General features: G+C 33.5%; 16 protein-coding genes and 5 tRNA genes. 17 read left to right on the plus strand and 4 right to left on the minus strand.

Annotated elements, in window-relative coordinates; all coding sequences use genetic code 11:
* Positions 1-4 precede the first annotated feature (4 nt).
* Both N5D90_RS04835 and N5D90_RS04840 read right to left on the minus strand, forming a co-directional pair.
* On the minus strand, positions 5-781 hold the full coding sequence (locus N5D90_RS04835; RefSeq protein WP_280061757.1) for a hypothetical protein: 777 nt from the start codon (positions 779-781) through the stop codon (positions 5-7).
* Between the two features lie 64 nt (positions 782-845).
* Positions 846-1,622 (minus strand): enoyl-CoA hydratase/isomerase family protein, encoded by a 777-nt coding sequence (locus N5D90_RS04840; protein WP_280061758.1) that lies wholly within the window; start codon positions 1,620-1,622, stop codon positions 846-848.
* A 254-nt stretch (positions 1,623-1,876) separates the two neighbouring features.
* Here N5D90_RS04840 and N5D90_RS04845 point away from each other — a divergent pair, with 254 nt between their 5' ends.
* The 12 genes from N5D90_RS04845 to N5D90_RS04900 all read left to right on the plus strand — a co-directional run bounded on the left by N5D90_RS04845 (position 1,877) and on the right by N5D90_RS04900 (position 8,996).
* Positions 1,877-3,271 (plus strand): anthranilate synthase component I family protein, encoded by a 1,395-nt coding sequence (locus tag N5D90_RS04845; RefSeq protein WP_280061759.1) that lies wholly within the window; start codon positions 1,877-1,879, stop codon positions 3,269-3,271.
* A 3-nt stretch (positions 3,272-3,274) separates the two neighbouring features.
* Positions 3,275-3,838: an aminodeoxychorismate/anthranilate synthase component II gene (locus tag N5D90_RS04850; protein WP_280061760.1), complete on the plus strand. Its 564-nt coding sequence runs from the start codon at positions 3,275-3,277 to the stop codon at positions 3,836-3,838.
* A 4-nt stretch (positions 3,839-3,842) separates the two neighbouring features.
* The gene (trpD, locus tag N5D90_RS04855; protein WP_280061761.1) at positions 3,843-4,829 is read left to right on the plus strand and encodes an anthranilate phosphoribosyltransferase; all 987 of its coding nucleotides are present in this window, start codon (positions 3,843-3,845) and stop codon (positions 4,827-4,829) included.
* Positions 4,826-5,611 carry an indole-3-glycerol phosphate synthase TrpC gene (gene trpC / locus N5D90_RS04860; protein WP_280061762.1) on the plus strand — a complete coding sequence of 262 codons (786 nt, stop codon included), beginning with the start codon at positions 4,826-4,828 and terminating at the stop codon, positions 5,609-5,611. Before trpD ends, trpC begins: the two co-directional genes overlap by 4 nt.
* Positions 5,608-6,279: a phosphoribosylanthranilate isomerase gene (locus tag N5D90_RS04865; protein ID WP_280061763.1), complete on the plus strand. Its 672-nt coding sequence runs from the start codon at positions 5,608-5,610 to the stop codon at positions 6,277-6,279. Before trpC ends, N5D90_RS04865 begins: the two co-directional genes overlap by 4 nt.
* 12 nt (positions 6,280-6,291) lie before the next feature.
* A complete protein-coding gene (gene trpB / locus N5D90_RS04870; RefSeq protein ID WP_280061764.1) occupies positions 6,292-7,476 on the plus strand; it encodes a tryptophan synthase subunit beta in 1,185 nt (394 codons plus the stop codon).
* A 60-nt stretch (positions 7,477-7,536) separates the two neighbouring features.
* Positions 7,537-7,611, plus strand: a tRNA-Pro gene (locus N5D90_RS04875).
* Positions 7,612-7,661: 50 nt separating this feature from the next.
* Positions 7,662-7,736: transfer RNA gene (locus tag N5D90_RS04880), tRNA-Pro, on the plus strand.
* Positions 7,737-7,760: 24 nt separating this feature from the next.
* Positions 7,761-7,834: transfer RNA gene (locus tag N5D90_RS04885), tRNA-Arg, on the plus strand.
* 19 nt (positions 7,835-7,853) lie between these two features.
* Positions 7,854-7,937: transfer RNA gene (locus N5D90_RS04890), tRNA-Ser, on the plus strand.
* A 22-nt stretch (positions 7,938-7,959) separates the two neighbouring features.
* Positions 7,960-8,034, plus strand: a tRNA-Pro gene (locus tag N5D90_RS04895).
* Between the two features lie 47 nt (positions 8,035-8,081).
* Positions 8,082-8,996 (plus strand): hypothetical protein, encoded by a 915-nt coding sequence (locus N5D90_RS04900; protein WP_280061765.1) that lies wholly within the window; start codon positions 8,082-8,084, stop codon positions 8,994-8,996.
* A 38-nt stretch (positions 8,997-9,034) separates the two neighbouring features.
* Here N5D90_RS04900 and N5D90_RS04905 read toward each other — a convergent pair whose 3' ends face one another.
* The gene (locus N5D90_RS04905) at positions 9,035-10,129 is read right to left on the minus strand and encodes a mannose-1-phosphate guanylyltransferase (RefSeq protein ID WP_280061766.1); all 1,095 of its coding nucleotides are present in this window, start codon (positions 10,127-10,129) and stop codon (positions 9,035-9,037) included.
* Positions 10,130-10,138: 9 nt separating this feature from the next.
* Positions 10,139-10,729, minus strand: a complete 591-nt coding sequence (locus tag N5D90_RS04910) for a SprT-like domain-containing protein (RefSeq protein WP_038331159.1) — start codon at positions 10,727-10,729, stop codon at positions 10,139-10,141.
* 53 nt (positions 10,730-10,782) lie between these two features.
* Here N5D90_RS04910 and N5D90_RS04915 point away from each other — a divergent pair, with 53 nt between their 5' ends.
* The 5 genes from N5D90_RS04915 to ribH all read left to right on the plus strand — a co-directional run bounded on the left by N5D90_RS04915 (position 10,783) and on the right by ribH (position 14,314).
* Complete coding sequence (locus N5D90_RS04915) at positions 10,783-11,529, plus strand: ABC transporter permease (RefSeq protein WP_280061767.1); 747 nt, start codon at positions 10,783-10,785, stop codon at positions 11,527-11,529.
* Complete coding sequence (locus N5D90_RS04920) at positions 11,529-12,299, plus strand: ABC transporter ATP-binding protein (protein ID WP_280045469.1); 771 nt, start codon at positions 11,529-11,531, stop codon at positions 12,297-12,299. The genes N5D90_RS04915 and N5D90_RS04920 overlap by 1 nt, the downstream gene beginning before the upstream one ends.
* Before the next feature lie 21 nt (positions 12,300-12,320).
* Positions 12,321-12,920 carry a porin family protein gene (locus N5D90_RS04925; protein WP_280061768.1) on the plus strand — a complete coding sequence of 200 codons (600 nt, stop codon included), beginning with the start codon at positions 12,321-12,323 and terminating at the stop codon, positions 12,918-12,920.
* 74 nt (positions 12,921-12,994) lie between these two features.
* Positions 12,995-13,702 carry a tetratricopeptide repeat protein gene (locus N5D90_RS04930; protein ID WP_280045471.1) on the plus strand — a complete coding sequence of 236 codons (708 nt, stop codon included), beginning with the start codon at positions 12,995-12,997 and terminating at the stop codon, positions 13,700-13,702.
* Between the two features lie 114 nt (positions 13,703-13,816).
* Complete coding sequence (gene ribH, locus N5D90_RS04935) at positions 13,817-14,314, plus strand: 6,7-dimethyl-8-ribityllumazine synthase (protein WP_114998794.1); 498 nt, start codon at positions 13,817-13,819, stop codon at positions 14,312-14,314.
* Positions 14,315-14,320: the final 6 nt, after the last annotated feature.

The following is a 14,320-nucleotide window of genomic DNA, read 5'->3' on the forward strand; positions in this document are numbered from 1 at the left end:
TATTTTATTTTTGATTCAACCAATTCCATTTACCATCTTTTCGGTAAATAAATCCGCCTTCTTTCGCATTATCTTGATGCACATAAATCGCATCATAATCTAAAGTTACGATTTCATTTTTAGAAACTCCATTTAAATTTCGTTTAACTCCATCTTTATAATTCGAATAAAGTGGCGTTCCTTTCGGAATCATCATCAACGTTCCGAAATCATAATTTGTAATTTTGAACGGATCTTTTGCTCCTCCCAAACCATAAATTTGACTTCCTTTTTTTAGATTGTTTACTATAAATAAACGTACATTTCCTTTTGTATCAATCATTCGATATAAATAATCCACCACGCCATCTCCAAAAAAATCGCCTTTAATTGCGAAACATTTATAAGCTGTAGCTAAATAAAATTCGCTAAAAGCTGGGTGTGTAGAAATTTCTGTTTCGAATTGATTGACAAAATTTTGTTGCGTGATTAAATAACCACTAAATGCATACAAATCGCCTTGAACAGAAGAGTCACTAACACCTTCATCCAGAATTAATTTAGACGAGCTAACATCCAATTTCATCCAATTTCCACTTTTTGCTTTCCCATTATCTTTGATTGCAAACGCTTCACCTTTTTCTGAAATTTTAACGGGATAACCGTACGGAATTTTACCAATTCGTTTTCCATTCGGACTTGTTCTAACAGTCAATCCTTCTTGTGCTATAACTTGATAAATTTCTTGTGAAAACACAACAGAACTCATCATCAAAATGAATCCAACAACTATTTTTTTCATGATGTAAAATTAAAAAGCTTCAAGTAATCTTGAAGCTTTTATATGAACTATTTTAAATTAAAATTTACTTAAAATTAGGTTTTCTTTTCTCAACAAAAGCCGTTGTTCCTTCTTTGAAATCTTCTTCGTCAAATAAATTTCCGAAACTTTCAATTTCAACCTCAAAACCATTGTCTTTATCCGATGCATTGATCGCTCTAATCGCATGACGAATCGCTACAGAAGAATTTTTAGAAATTTTCGTCGCAATTTCTTTCGCTCGGTTGATTAATTCAGCTTGTTCCACGACTTCGTTCACTAAACCAATTTCATATGCGCGCTCAGCCGTAAACATATCAGCCGTCATAATTGCTTGCATTGCACGACCTTTTCCAATTAATTTTGGCAATCGTTGCGTTCCTCCATAACCAGGAATCAAACCTAATGTAACCTCTGGTAATCCTAATTTTGCATTGGTTGATGCAATACGAAAATGAGAAGCCATCGCCAATTCTAAACCTCCTCCCAATGCAAAACCATTCACAGCCGCAATTACAGGTTTCTTAGAATCTTCAATTTTATCAAAAACATTTTCTTGACCTTTTGCAGCTAATTGCTCTCCTTGACGACCATCAAAATTTGCAAATTCTTTGATATCAGCACCAGCAACAAAAGATTTTTCACCAGAACCAGTCAAAATAATTACTCGAATAGCAGGATCTGAATCCGCATCCGTAAAAAAGTTTGAGATATCATCTAATAAATCTTTGTTCAATGCATTTAACGCTTGCGGACGATTTAAAGTAACTAACGCAATTTTATTTTCTACCTCAACAATCAGATTGTTATAATTATATTCCATTTTGTTTGTGTTTTTATTATTCACTCAAAAATATCAATTGTTCACTCAACTAAAAAATTTATCAAAAAATAATTTGTACAATTCAAAATCCTTTCTAAATTTGTCCCAATGAAAACATTATTTACAAATAACTGGTGGTGGAATATCGAACAACAAAACGTTGGTTCGTAAGACCTCTATGCAGTTATATGTAGAAAAGGCTTGTCGTAACCGACAAGCCTTTTTTTTGTGCTCTAAACCTAAATATTTAACTAATGAATTTAACTTTTAACATACAGAAAGAAACTGTTTTAGCGGATTTAACGACTCCTGTTCAGCTTTATTTGAAACTGCGAGATATTTATCCGAATGCCTTATTATTAGAGAGTTCTGACTATCATTCGAAGACAGATGCTAACTCTTTTATTTGCCTAAATCCGATCGCGACTTTTAAGGTTACAAACGGAATGGTGAATGAAACGTATGCAAATGGAGAAACAAAAGAATACGCATTGAATGGTCAAGAATTGACAGAAAAATTCAAAGAATTTACAAGTCAGTTTATCATTCAAAATGGAGAAAATTTACCTGTAAATGGTTTATTCGGATACATTGCTTGGGATGCGATTCCTCATTTCGAAACAGTAAAATTTTCATCTAAAGGAAATGAAGCAACGATCCCAGAATTTTCATATTCATTCTATCAAAATATTGTGGTCTTCAATCATTTTCACAACGAAATTCAGTTTATCGAATATCAAAATGATGAAACAGCTTCTAAATTTTCTGAAATTAAAAGTGTTGTTCATAACAAATCAATTGTTGAATATCCATTTAATGTCGAATCTGAAATTCAATCGAATTTAACAGATGATGAATTCAAAGAAATGGTGACAAAATGTAAACAGTCTTGTTTCCGTGGAGATGTTTTTCAGATTGTTCCTTCTCGTCAATTCAAACAAAAATTTTCGGGTGATGAATTCAATGTTTACCGCATTTTACGTTCGGTAAATCCTTCGCCTTATTTGTTTTATTTCGATTATGGAAATTATAAAATCTTCGGTTCTTCGCCAGAAGCGCAAATTATCATCAATAATAATCATGCAGAAATTCATCCAATTGCAGGAACTGTTCGTAGAACAGGAAGTCCAACTTTGGACAAAGAATTAACCGAAAAATTAATCGCCGATCCAAAAGAAAACGAGGAACATGTGATGTTAGTCGATTTGGCACGTAACGATTTGAGTAGAAATTCTACTGATGTAAAAGTCGCACAATACAAAGAAATTCAGTATTTCTCGCATGTGATTCACATGGTTTCGAAAGTTACTGCGCAATTGGATCCAAGCGTGAATACAATGAAAGTTTTTGCAGATTCTTTTCCTGCCGGAACACTTTCTGGTGCACCAAAATTCAAAGCAATGGAATTGTTAGACGGTTACGAAAATCAAAATCGTGGCGTTTATGGTGGCGGAATTGGCTATTTAGGGTTTAACGGAGATATCAACATGGCGATTGCGATTCGTACGTTCGTCAGCAAACAAAACACCTTATATTTTCAGGCTGGTGCTGGAGTTGTTTCCAAATCGGTCGAAGAAAATGAATTACAAGAAGTCAATCATAAATTAGGAGCGCTTCGTCGCTCAATAGAAATCGCTCAAAACCTATAAACTATGAAAATTTTAGTTATCGATAATTACGATTCGTTCACCTATAATTTAGTGCATTCACTAAAGAAATTCGCCGATGATATTACCGTTGTTCGTAATGATGGAATCGCTTTGGAAGAAGTAAATAATTATGATAAAATATTACTTTCTCCTGGTCCAGGAGTTCCTGATGAAGCTAATTTATTGAAACCAATCATCGAGAAATATGCTGCAACGAAATCTATTTTTGGCGTTTGTTTAGGTCAACAAGCAATCGGAGAAGTTTTTGGAGGAAAATTATTAAACACACAAGAAGTTTTTCACGGTGTAGAATCTACGATTGAAGTAATAAAAGACGAAGTATTATTCCATAATTTACCGAAGAAATTAGAAGTTGGTCGTTATCATTCTTGGGTAGTTTCGAACGAAGATTTTCCTGAAGAATTAGAAATTACAGCAATTGGTCCAAAAGGAGAAATCATGGCTTTGCGTCACAAAACCTATGATGTCCGTGGTGTTCAGTTTCATCCAGAATCTATTTTGACGTCACTTGGAGATGAGATGATTAAGAATTGGTTAGAAGCTTAAAACGATGAAAAAATTATTAAATTTATTATTCGAAAATTATACCTTGAGCGAAGATGAAGCGTATCAAATTATGGTGGAAATTTCGGAAGAAAAATATTCGGCAGTCGAATTAGCTTCTTTTGTAACCATTTTTAATATGCGCAACATTACGTTGGAGGAATTAAAAGGCTATCGTCGAGCGTTGTTAGATTTATGTATCAAAGTTGATTTGCCAAAGCAAGCGATTGATGTTGTAGGAACGGGTGGTGACGGAAAAGACACCTTCAATATTTCGACATTAAGTTGTTTTGTTTTGGCTGGAGCTGGCGAGAAAATTATCAAACAAGGAAATTATGGAGCGTCGTCTGTGAGCGGTTCTTCGAATATGTTGGATAATTTTGGTTACGAATTTTCTGTTAATCAAGATAAATTGAACCGTGAGTTCGACGAAGTTGGAATTACATTTTTACATGCGCCACTTTTTCATCCAGCTTTAGCGAAAGTTGCTCCGATTAGAAAAGGTTTAGCGGTGAAAACATTTTTCAATTTAATGGGACCTTTGGTGAATCCAGTTCAACCAGAATTCCAAAATTTGGGAACATACGATGTCAAAACTGCGCGATTATATCATTATGTGATGCAAAATTCGGGTGTATACTATTCGATTTCGACTGCTCTGGCTGGTTATGATGAAATTTCGTTGACATCGCCTACAAAAGTGTACAACAATTCGGGTGAATTTGTTTTAGAAAGTAAAGATTTTGGTTTAAGCATTCTTCAACCTGATGAGATAAAAGGAGGAAAATCAATCGAAGAAAATTCTAAAATATTTTTGAGTGTTTTAGAAGGAAATTCAACTCAAGCACAAAAAGAAGTTGTTTTAGCAAACGCAGCTTTAGCGCTTAAAACAATTTATCCAACCAAAGATTTAATCGAATGTGTAGCGATTGCGAACGAAAGTTTAGACAGTAAAAATGCCTTGAATGTATTCCAAAAATTAATGAAACCATGAAAACGATATTAGACGAAATTGTCGCGCAAAAACGTGTTGAAATTCTAGAAAAACAGAAAACTCAATCAATCGAAAGTTTTAGAAATTCAGAAAATTTCTTGCTTCCTGTAAAATCTGCGAAAGCTTCAATTTTAGATGATACAAAATCTGGAATTATTGCAGAATTTAAACGAAAATCTCCTTCAAAAGGTTTTATCAACAAAGATGCAAACGTAAAAGAAGTTGTTTCGGGTTACGAAAAATATGGAGCTTCTGTTGTTTCTGTTTTGACGGATGAACAATTTTTTGGCGGAAGTTTTGATGATTTACAACAAGCAAAAGAAGTTTTGAATATTCCAGTTTTGCGTAAAGATTTCATTGTTGAAGAATTTCAAGTGTACGAAACGAAAGCAATTGGTGCGGATTTGATGTTGTTGATTGCAGAATGTTTAACGAAAGATGAAGTCTATCATTTAGCGAAAACAGCTAAAGAAATTGGTTTAGAAGTTTTGTTGGAATTGCATTCGGAAGATCAATTGGAAAAAGTGAATGAATTCATCGATTTGATCGGGATTAACAACCGAAATTTGAAAAATTTTGAGGTTGATATTGAAAAATCGAAACAAATTTTGAAACAATTACCAACCGATTTAATCAAAGTTGCGGAAAGTGGAATTTCTGATCCTAAAACAGTAAAAGAATTAAGACAAGCTGGATTTCAGGCATTTTTGATTGGTGAAAATTTTATGAAAGCTGAAAATCCTAGTTTAGCATTTGAACAATTTGTAAAAGAATCAAAATGAAACGTTTTCAAGTAAAAGTTTGTGGAAACAATAACATCGAAAATTTCAAAGAAATTGCAGCAGTCGAACCTGATTATGTTGGCTTTATTTTCTATCCAAAATCAAAACGATTTGTAGAAGATGAATCTGTTTTTGAAGTTTTTCCAAATGCAGAAAAAGTTGGTGTTTTCGTGAATGAATCTATTGAAAATATTCTTGAAAAAGTTGAACAATATAAATTAGATGTTGTGCAATTGCATGGTGATGAAACATCAAGATTTTGTGAAGAATTAATCAATCGAAAACATCAACGATTACTAACTGATGAAAGCTTTTTAGACTTTAAAATTTGGAAAGCTGTTGGTATAAAATCGATTGAAGATTTTCAACAATTAACCACTTATCAACAAGTTGTTGATAGTTTTGTTTTCGATAAAAAATCAAGTGATTATGGCGGAACAGGAAAAAAATTTGATTGGCAATTGTTAACAAACTATCAGTTATCAACACCCTTTTTATTAAGTGGAGGAATAACATTGGAAGATGCATTTATCTTGAAAAATTTTCAACATCCGAGATGTATTGGATTTGATATCAATAGTGGTTTTGAGTCAGCACCAGGAATAAAAAAAACTGACGAAGTAAAACAGTTTATCGATACAATTGATGGACGAATTGAACAAAATTAAAAAAGAAACAAAATGAAATACGAAGTTGACGAAAGAGGTTTTTATGGTGAATTTGGAGGAGCATTTATTCCAGAATTATTACATCATAATTGTGAAGAATTATCAGAAGCTTTAGCAAAATATGTCGATACAGACGAATTCAAAAACGAATTTAATTTGTTACTAAAAGATTACGTTGGTCGACCAAGTCCATTGTATTTTGCTCCAAATCTTTCCAAAAAATATAACACTAATATTTTATTAAAACGAGAAGATTTGAATCATACAGGAGCGCATAAAATCAACAATGCGATTGGTCAAGTACTTTTGGCAAAACGAATGGGTAAAACCAAAATTATTGCCGAAACTGGCGCTGGACAACATGGTGTTGCAACTGCTACGGTTTGTGCATTGATGGGATTAGAATGTATCGTTTTTATGGGAGAAATTGACATTGCTCGTCAAGCACCAAATGTTGCGCGAATGAAAATGTTGGGTGCAGAAGTAATCCCAGCAACATCAGGGAGTAAAACCTTGAAAGATGCAACAAATGAAGCAATTCGTTATTGGATTAATAATCCTGAAACTTTTTACATCATTGGTTCTGTCGTTGGACCTCATCCTTATCCAGCAATGGTAACAAAATTCCAAGCGATTATTTCGGAAGAAATTAAAGCGCAAATGAAAGAGAAATATGGGAAAGAAAATCCTGATTACGTGATTGCTTGTGTTGGTGGAGGAAGTAATGCAGCAGGAGCTTTTTATCATTTTTTAGATGATGATTCTGTCAAATTAATCGCGGTTGAAGCGGCTGGTTTGGGCGTAGAATCTGGAGAAACTGCTGCTACAACTATCAAAGGAACGGAAGGAATTATTCATGGAAGTCGAACATTATTGATGCAAGATAAAGATGGACAAATTGTTGAACCTTATTCAATTTCGGCTGGATTAGATTATCCTGGAGTTGGTCCTTTACATGCGCATTTGTTCAAAACTGGACGTGCAGAATTCTTAAATGCAACAGATGATGAAGCCTTGGAAGCTGCTTTTATGTTAACAAAAGAGGAAGGAATCATTCCTGCATTAGAATCTTCTCACGCTTTAGCAGCTTTAGAAAAAATTAATTTTAAACCGCAAGATATTGTGGTTCTGAATCTTTCGGGTCGAGGAGACAAAGATTTGGAAACCTATATGAAAGTTTCGGAAAAATATTCTTAAAAATATTTGGATATCTCCCAAATGTAGCCTTAAATTTGCACCCACGATAATGAAATCTATCGGGGTGTAGCGTAGCCCGGTCATCGCGCCTGCTTTGGGAGCAGGAGGTCGCAGGTTCGAATCCTGCCACCCCGACAAAATTTTCATCCGAAAATAGAAAGATTTATCGTAAAGAATGACCGAATCGGGGTGTAGCGTAGCCCGGTCATCGCGCCTGCTTTGGGAGCAGGAGGTCGCAGGTTCGAATCCTGCCACCCCGACAAAATTCAATGAATTTTTGGATCGGTCCAGTAGCTCAGCTGGATAGAGCAACTGCCTTCTAAGCAGTAGGTCTCAGGTTCGAATCCTGACTGGATCACACGTTTTATTAAAAACCAGGAGAGGTGCCAGAGCGGTAATGGAGCAGATTGCTAATCTGTCATCGGGAAACCGATGCCAGGGTTCGAGTCCCTGTCTCTCCGCATTTTTTTTGAATGACCGAATCGGGGTGTAGCGTAGCCCGGTCATCGCGCCTGCTTTGGGAGCAGGAGGTCGCAGGTTCGAATCCTGCCACCCCGACAAAAACCTTTGTATATTTGCAAAGGTTTTTTTTATACATTTATTTCATGAAATCTATCTTAGGTAACAAAGAATCTTTCGTCTCATACTCCGTCGCTTTTCTATTTATTTTAATCATGATTGGAACAGCAATGATTTATGGTGATAAAGAAATTATTTTACCAGAAGTCGCTGCATTATCTGTCGGAATTTTAACGTTTCGAGAAAATAAATGGCTACAACGACCATTTCATATTTTTTTACTTCCATCTATAACCGCTATTTTAGGATTTGGAATTAATTTTTTACCAATTTTACTATCATTCAAATTAGCATTGGTATTAGTTGCGATGTTAATTGTCTTGAAAATTTTTAAAAGTCAACTTGCACCTGCTTTAGCTACGGGATTATTACCAATTGTTACAAATGCAGAATCTTTTGTATTTCTATATGCAATATTTCTGTTTGTCTTTTTACTTTTTCTATCAATAAAAATATTCAAACTAAAACCAACTGAAAATGCGGTTCCAATGATTTATACAAGCCATAACAGATGGTTAATTGGACTATGTGTAGTTTGGTTTGCGGCTTGTTATTTTAGTGGATTTGCACACTTCTCTGCTATTCCTCCTATTATTGTAATTTCTTTTGAATCTTTAAATAATCCAACATTAAAATTAACTGTACGTTTAAAACGTATTCTTGTAATGTTTATGGCTACAATGACTGGTTGTTTAACAACGCATTATCTTGATAATTGGTTAATCATTGGCTTGATCGATTTGATTATCGTAATGTTTATTTTGAAATTAACAAATTTACGCTTACCTCCTGCTTTTGCAATGGTTATTTTACCAATGATTTTACCTTCTGACTCGATAAAATATTTACCTGTTGCAACATTAATCATGAGTATATTTTTTATGTTATCGATTTATATTATTCAGAAAGTTGCTTATCCAAAAGCGATCGATTTCAAATAAAAAAGTCATCCAAACTTGAATGACTTTGTAGCTATATTTTAACAATATTTTTCTCCGTTTTTCTGTAATTTCAAATCGCTCACATAAGTTTTTATAAACTGTACATTACTTCGAGGACAAATCAATAATCCTTTCTCCGAATTAATAACCACATAACTATCTAATCCGTCAATAATAATTGCTTTATCTTGTGTAGAATAAATGAAATTGTTTTTAGCGTTGTATCCAGAAAAATGTTTACACAATAACGTATTGTGATTTTCATCCTGATCTTCACCTGTATATTTATACTTTTCGTTGATTGCCGACCAAGTTCCAATATCACTCCAGCCAAAAGTTGTCGGAATAACATAAACATTATCTGCTTGCTCTAAAATTCCTTTGTTAATAGAAGTTACATCTAACGTTGTGTAAATAGGTTTTAAAGTTTCTGTATTCTGTAAAGAACGATCAAGATCAAAATACTTTTTCAAAGTTTCTTTCATCGAAGGTAAATGTTGTTGAAAAGCTTTTACAATACTATCTACAGACCAAATAAGGATTCCTGTATTCCAAATAAATTCGCCACTCGTTATAAAAGATTCAGCAAATTCTAAATCAGGTTTATCGATATAAGATTTTACTTTTTTTATAGGTGTTGTATTTTCAATGAACTGAATGTAACTGTAATTAATATCTGGACGCGTTGGAGCTACTCCCAAAGTAATCAATCGATCGTTGTCAGCATCCTCGAAAGCAAGATTTACTTTTTCTACAAATTCATCTTCATCAAAAATAAAATGATCTGAAGGAGAAATTATCAATTTTGCATTTGGATTAATTTGTTGGATTGTCATTGCGGCCAATAAATTACAAGCTGCGGTATTCATGACTCTTGGTTCGATGATAAAATTTTCATCCTCAAAATCAGGTAATTGTTCTTTTACAATCTCTTTATAATCTTGAATAGTTACAATGAAAATATTTTCTTGTGGAACGATTTTTTTTAATCGATTATATGTTAATTGAATAAAAGTTTTTCCGATTCCTAATAAATCATGAAATTGTTTTGGTTTCTTAATCGTACTCAAAGGCCATAATCTCACTCCTGTACCACTGGCAAGGATAACAGCATAGTTATCTTTATTATTCATGATTGTCTCTTAAAGTTTATTTACAGTTGCAGTTGCGTTTATCAAATATTTTTTCTTGGTTTTCAACTCTAAACAAAGATACCTTAATTTTCGTTTAGATTCTTTTTTAAAGATTCTTTTTCCAATCGAAAATATTGTGCCATCCTCCAAATCTTCAAGATAAATTTGAGCAGGATTTTTATCATCTATAATATATTTTGAGATATTAACATCCGCTCCTAAACTTGCCTTTGGATGTTTGGCATGATGAAGAATATACGGTTGCAATTCTTCGGGATAAACGTGAAGAGATTCTAATAATAAATGCCCAAAAATGGTTTTCCATTCTTTTCCGTGCGGATTTATTTTACGCGAATCAAACTGAACAAAAGTTTTGAGATGCGCCACTTCATGTGTAAAAACAAAAAAGAAAGCATACTGATTTAAGTCGCCATTCACTGTAATTTGATGACGATTATTTTCGACCAATTTGCGATAATCTCCCAACTTAGTTTCACGTCTTCTTGTAATTTTTAACGTTATAAAATGATTTTCTAACCACTTTTTTACATACAAGTCTGCATTATGAGGGAGATAAGAAGTTAAATGTTCTAAATTCACATTGTGCAAGATAAATAAAAAGCCTTTCCAATAAAAATATTAATTTTGTCGTAATGAAACTAATCGAAAATTTAGGGTCATACTTTATGCTTATGGGTAAAGTATTTAGCAAACCTCAAAAATTGAGCGTTTTCTGGAAATTGACCGTTAGAGAAATATATGATTTAGGTGTCAACTCTTTGGGAATTGTAACCTTTATCTCAACATTTATGGGTGCAGTTGTAGCAATACAAATGGCGCAAAACTTTCAGGGAGCGTCTATTCCTGTTCCAGATGCTTACATTGGTTATGCGACCAAAGTGGTTTTGGTGTTAGAGTTTGCCCCAACCATTATGTCGCTAATTTTAGTTGGTAAAGTAGGTTCGTACATCGCATCGAGTATCGGAACTATGCGTGTTACAGAACAAATTGACGCGTTAGATGTAATGGGGATCAATTCTGCAAACTTCTTGATTTTACCAAAAATTATCGCCTGTGTATTTTTCAATCCTTTATTGGTTATGATTTCTATCGGATTTGGATTATTAGGAGGTTACTACATTGGTGTTTTTACAAAACTATGGTCTGCAGCCGATTTTATTACAGGTTTACAAATGAATATGGCAACAAAAATCTTTGTCTATACATTCCTTAAAACAATGGTATTCGCGTTTGTTATCGCAACAATTCCGGCATATTATGGTTATAAAGTAAAAGGAGGTTCGTTAGAAGTTGGTCGTTCTGCAACAACAGCTGTTGTATGGACATCAGTAGCAATTATTGTGATCAATTTAATATTAACACAAACAATTTTGAGCTAATGATTGAGGTAAAAGATATCAGAAAATCATTTGATGCAGTAGAAGTACTGAAAGGTTTTTCTGTCACTTTCGAGAAAGGAAAAGTTAGTTTGATTATTGGTCAAAGTGGTTCTGGAAAAACTGTTTTTTTGAAAAATTTGATTGGATTATTAACGCCAACTTCAGGTCAAATTTTGTACGAAGGAGATAATATGATCGAGTTTGATTACAAAGAAAAACAACGTTTACGTTCAGAAATTGGAGTAGTTTTTCAAGGTTCGGCTTTGTATGATACGATGAATATTGTCGAAAATGTAAAATTTCCATTGCAAATGTTTTCGGATATGTCAAATGCAGATGCCGAAAAACGTGCACGTGAAGTGTTAGACCGTGTAGAAATAGCTCGTACAGCACTTAAAAAATATCCGTCAGAAATATCTGGAGGAATGCAAAAACGTGTGGCAATTGCGCGTGCGATTGTAAATAATCCAAAATATTTATTTGCTGATGAACCAAACTCTGGTCTTGACCCAAAAACGGCTTTAGTTATCGACCAATTAATTTATGATATCACAAAAGAATATAACACAACAACCGTTGTAAATACACACGATATGAACTCGGTGATGGAAATTGGAGATCATATTGTTTTCTTAAAAAATGGTTTCTTGGAATGGGAAGGTACAAAAGAGGAGATTTTGGTGGCTGATAATCCAAATGTAATTGATTTTGTATATTCGTCAAATCTTTTCAAGAAATTAAGAGAAGCCTTATTAAAAGAGCAACAATAAATCAATAAAAATAAAAATTCTATGAAAAAATTAATTTTAACTGCAATTGTAGGTTTAGCTGCAAATTTTGCTACAGCACAAAATATCGATTTTGGTATCAAAGGTGGAGCTGTTTTCAATACAGATAAAGGAAAAGTTTGGCAAGATGCTGGAAATATTTTCAAGAGAGATGGAAAAGCTTCTGCTGGATTTCAAGCGGGTGCTTTAGCGCGCGTTTCTTTAGCAGGAATTTACATTCAGCCAGAGTTATTGTATACGCAATTCAAAAACGAATATGATGTTGATGGACAAAATCTTGATGTAACTAAAAAACGTTTAGATATTCCTGTAAATGTTGGAAAAAGATTTTTAGGAATCGGACACGTTCAAGCAGGACCAGTTTTCTCATACTATTTTGATGATAAATTATCTGTAAAAGATTTTACAACTGCAAAACAAGACGAATTTAATGTCGGAATGCAAATTGGTGCAGGTGTGGAAGTTTCTAAATTATTATTCGATTTACGTTACGAATTCGGTTTAGGAAAAGTTGGATCTGACATTTTGAATGGATCAAAAGGACAATATAGAACAGAAAATCGTCCACAAATGTTGAACTTATCAGTAGCATATTTATTCTAAAAGGTTGTTTGTAAATAAATTTATTGGATATATTTGTTCCAAATTGTATTTTTGCAACCTCGTAAATTATTAAAATGGCAAAAAATAATAAAAAAGAAGAATTCGCAACAGAGCAATTCGTAGAAAAATTAGATAGAACAGCTTTCAACGTAGAGTTCTTTGTTGAAAAATATGCTAAAGCAATTGGTATTGGTTTAGGAGTAATTATTGTAGCTGTTTTAGGTTATTTTGCTTACTTAAAATTAGTCGTAGAACCTAAATCGGATGACGCTTTCAAAGAAATGGTTCAAGCAGAACGTCTTTTCGATCAAGATTCTATTAACGTCGCTCTTAATGGTAGCGCAGGAAGCTTCCAAGGTTTACAACAAATTGTTGATGAATATGGAAATACTGATGCGGGTAATTTAGCACGTTTCAAAGCGGCAAGTTCTTATTATAAATTAGGAGATTACGCATCTGCTGTAAAATTATTAGAAGATTTTGACACTGATGACAATGTAATGTTAGCGCAAAAATATGGTATGTTAGGAAATGCATTAGTTGCTTCTAACAAATTGGAAGAAGGTTTACCTTACTATGTAAAAGCTGCTGAAGCGACAGAAGTTGAAACTTTACAATCAACTTACTACACAAAGGCAGGTGAAATTGCAATGGAATTAGGTAAAGATGCTGATGCTTTAAAATATTTTCAAGCTTTAGAGGATAAATATCCAAATGCGAATAATGGTGAAACTGCGAAGTTTATTGAGCGTTTAAAATACGCTTCTGAAACTGCGAAATAATTCACTTCAAAAGATAATTAAAAGCCGAACAAGTTGTTCGGCTTTTTTTATTGACTCAAATCAAAGTTTATCCTAAATCATTTTTGTAATTTTACCATTCAAATTTTAAACAAAATGGCAACAGAAAATAAAAATTTATCTCAATATAATAAAGCAGAATTACCAAATGTAGCGGGCTCTAAGTTTGCAATCATTACATCTGAATGGAATAATCATATCACATTTAATTTGCGCGATGGAGCAAAAGACACATTGATTGATTTGGGTGCAAATCCTGACGATGTTACATTATATCAAGTTCCTGGTAGTTTTGAATTGATTTATGGAGCAGATAAAGTGGCGCAAACCCATCCAAATTTGGACGGAATTATCGTTGTTGGATGTGTGATTCGTGGAGCAACAGCGCATTTTGATTATGTTTGTCAAGGTGTGACACAAGGTGTAAAAGATTTGAATATCAAACACAATATGCCAATTATTTTTTGTGTTTTAACGGACGAAAATGAACAGCAATCAATTGATCGTTCTGGCGGAAAACATGGAAATAAAGGAGTTGAAGCTGGTGTAGCTGCGGTTATGATGGCGGATATGAAAAAGAAATTAGGAAAATAATTTCAC

This window comes from Empedobacter sp. GD03797, from assembly GCF_029842105.1.
Classification (GTDB): domain Bacteria; phylum Bacteroidota; class Bacteroidia; order Flavobacteriales; family Weeksellaceae; genus Empedobacter; species Empedobacter falsenii_C.

Coding starts and splice junctions, on each gene's coding strand:
- N5D90_RS04920 (WP_280045469.1), top strand. CDS start 11,529: ATGATTGAGGTAAAAGATATCAGAAAATCATTTGATGCAGTAGAAGTA.
- trpD (WP_280061761.1), top strand. CDS start 3,843: ATGAAAAAATTATTAAATTTATTATTCGAAAATTATACCTTGAGCGAA.
- N5D90_RS04900 (WP_280061765.1), top strand. CDS start 8,082: ATGAAATCTATCTTAGGTAACAAAGAATCTTTCGTCTCATACTCCGTC.
- N5D90_RS04850 (WP_280061760.1), top strand. CDS start 3,275: ATGAAAATTTTAGTTATCGATAATTACGATTCGTTCACCTATAATTTA.
- trpB (WP_280061764.1), top strand. CDS start 6,292: ATGAAATACGAAGTTGACGAAAGAGGTTTTTATGGTGAATTTGGAGGA.
- N5D90_RS04925 (WP_280061768.1), top strand. CDS start 12,321: ATGAAAAAATTAATTTTAACTGCAATTGTAGGTTTAGCTGCAAATTTT.
- N5D90_RS04915 (WP_280061767.1), top strand. CDS start 10,783: ATGAAACTAATCGAAAATTTAGGGTCATACTTTATGCTTATGGGTAAA.
- N5D90_RS04930 (WP_280045471.1), top strand. CDS start 12,995: ATGGCAAAAAATAATAAAAAAGAAGAATTCGCAACAGAGCAATTCGTA.
- N5D90_RS04840 (WP_280061758.1), bottom strand. CDS start 1,622: ATGGAATATAATTATAACAATCTGATTGTTGAGGTAGAAAATAAAATT.
- N5D90_RS04905 (WP_280061766.1), bottom strand. CDS start 10,129: ATGAATAATAAAGATAACTATGCTGTTATCCTTGCCAGTGGTACAGGA.
- N5D90_RS04835 (WP_280061757.1), bottom strand. CDS start 781: ATGAAAAAAATAGTTGTTGGATTCATTTTGATGATGAGTTCTGTTGTG.
- N5D90_RS04845 (WP_280061759.1), top strand. CDS start 1,877: ATGAATTTAACTTTTAACATACAGAAAGAAACTGTTTTAGCGGATTTA.
- trpC (WP_280061762.1), top strand. CDS start 4,826: ATGAAAACGATATTAGACGAAATTGTCGCGCAAAAACGTGTTGAAATT.
- N5D90_RS04865 (WP_280061763.1), top strand. CDS start 5,608: ATGAAACGTTTTCAAGTAAAAGTTTGTGGAAACAATAACATCGAAAAT.
- ribH (WP_114998794.1), top strand. CDS start 13,817: ATGGCAACAGAAAATAAAAATTTATCTCAATATAATAAAGCAGAATTA.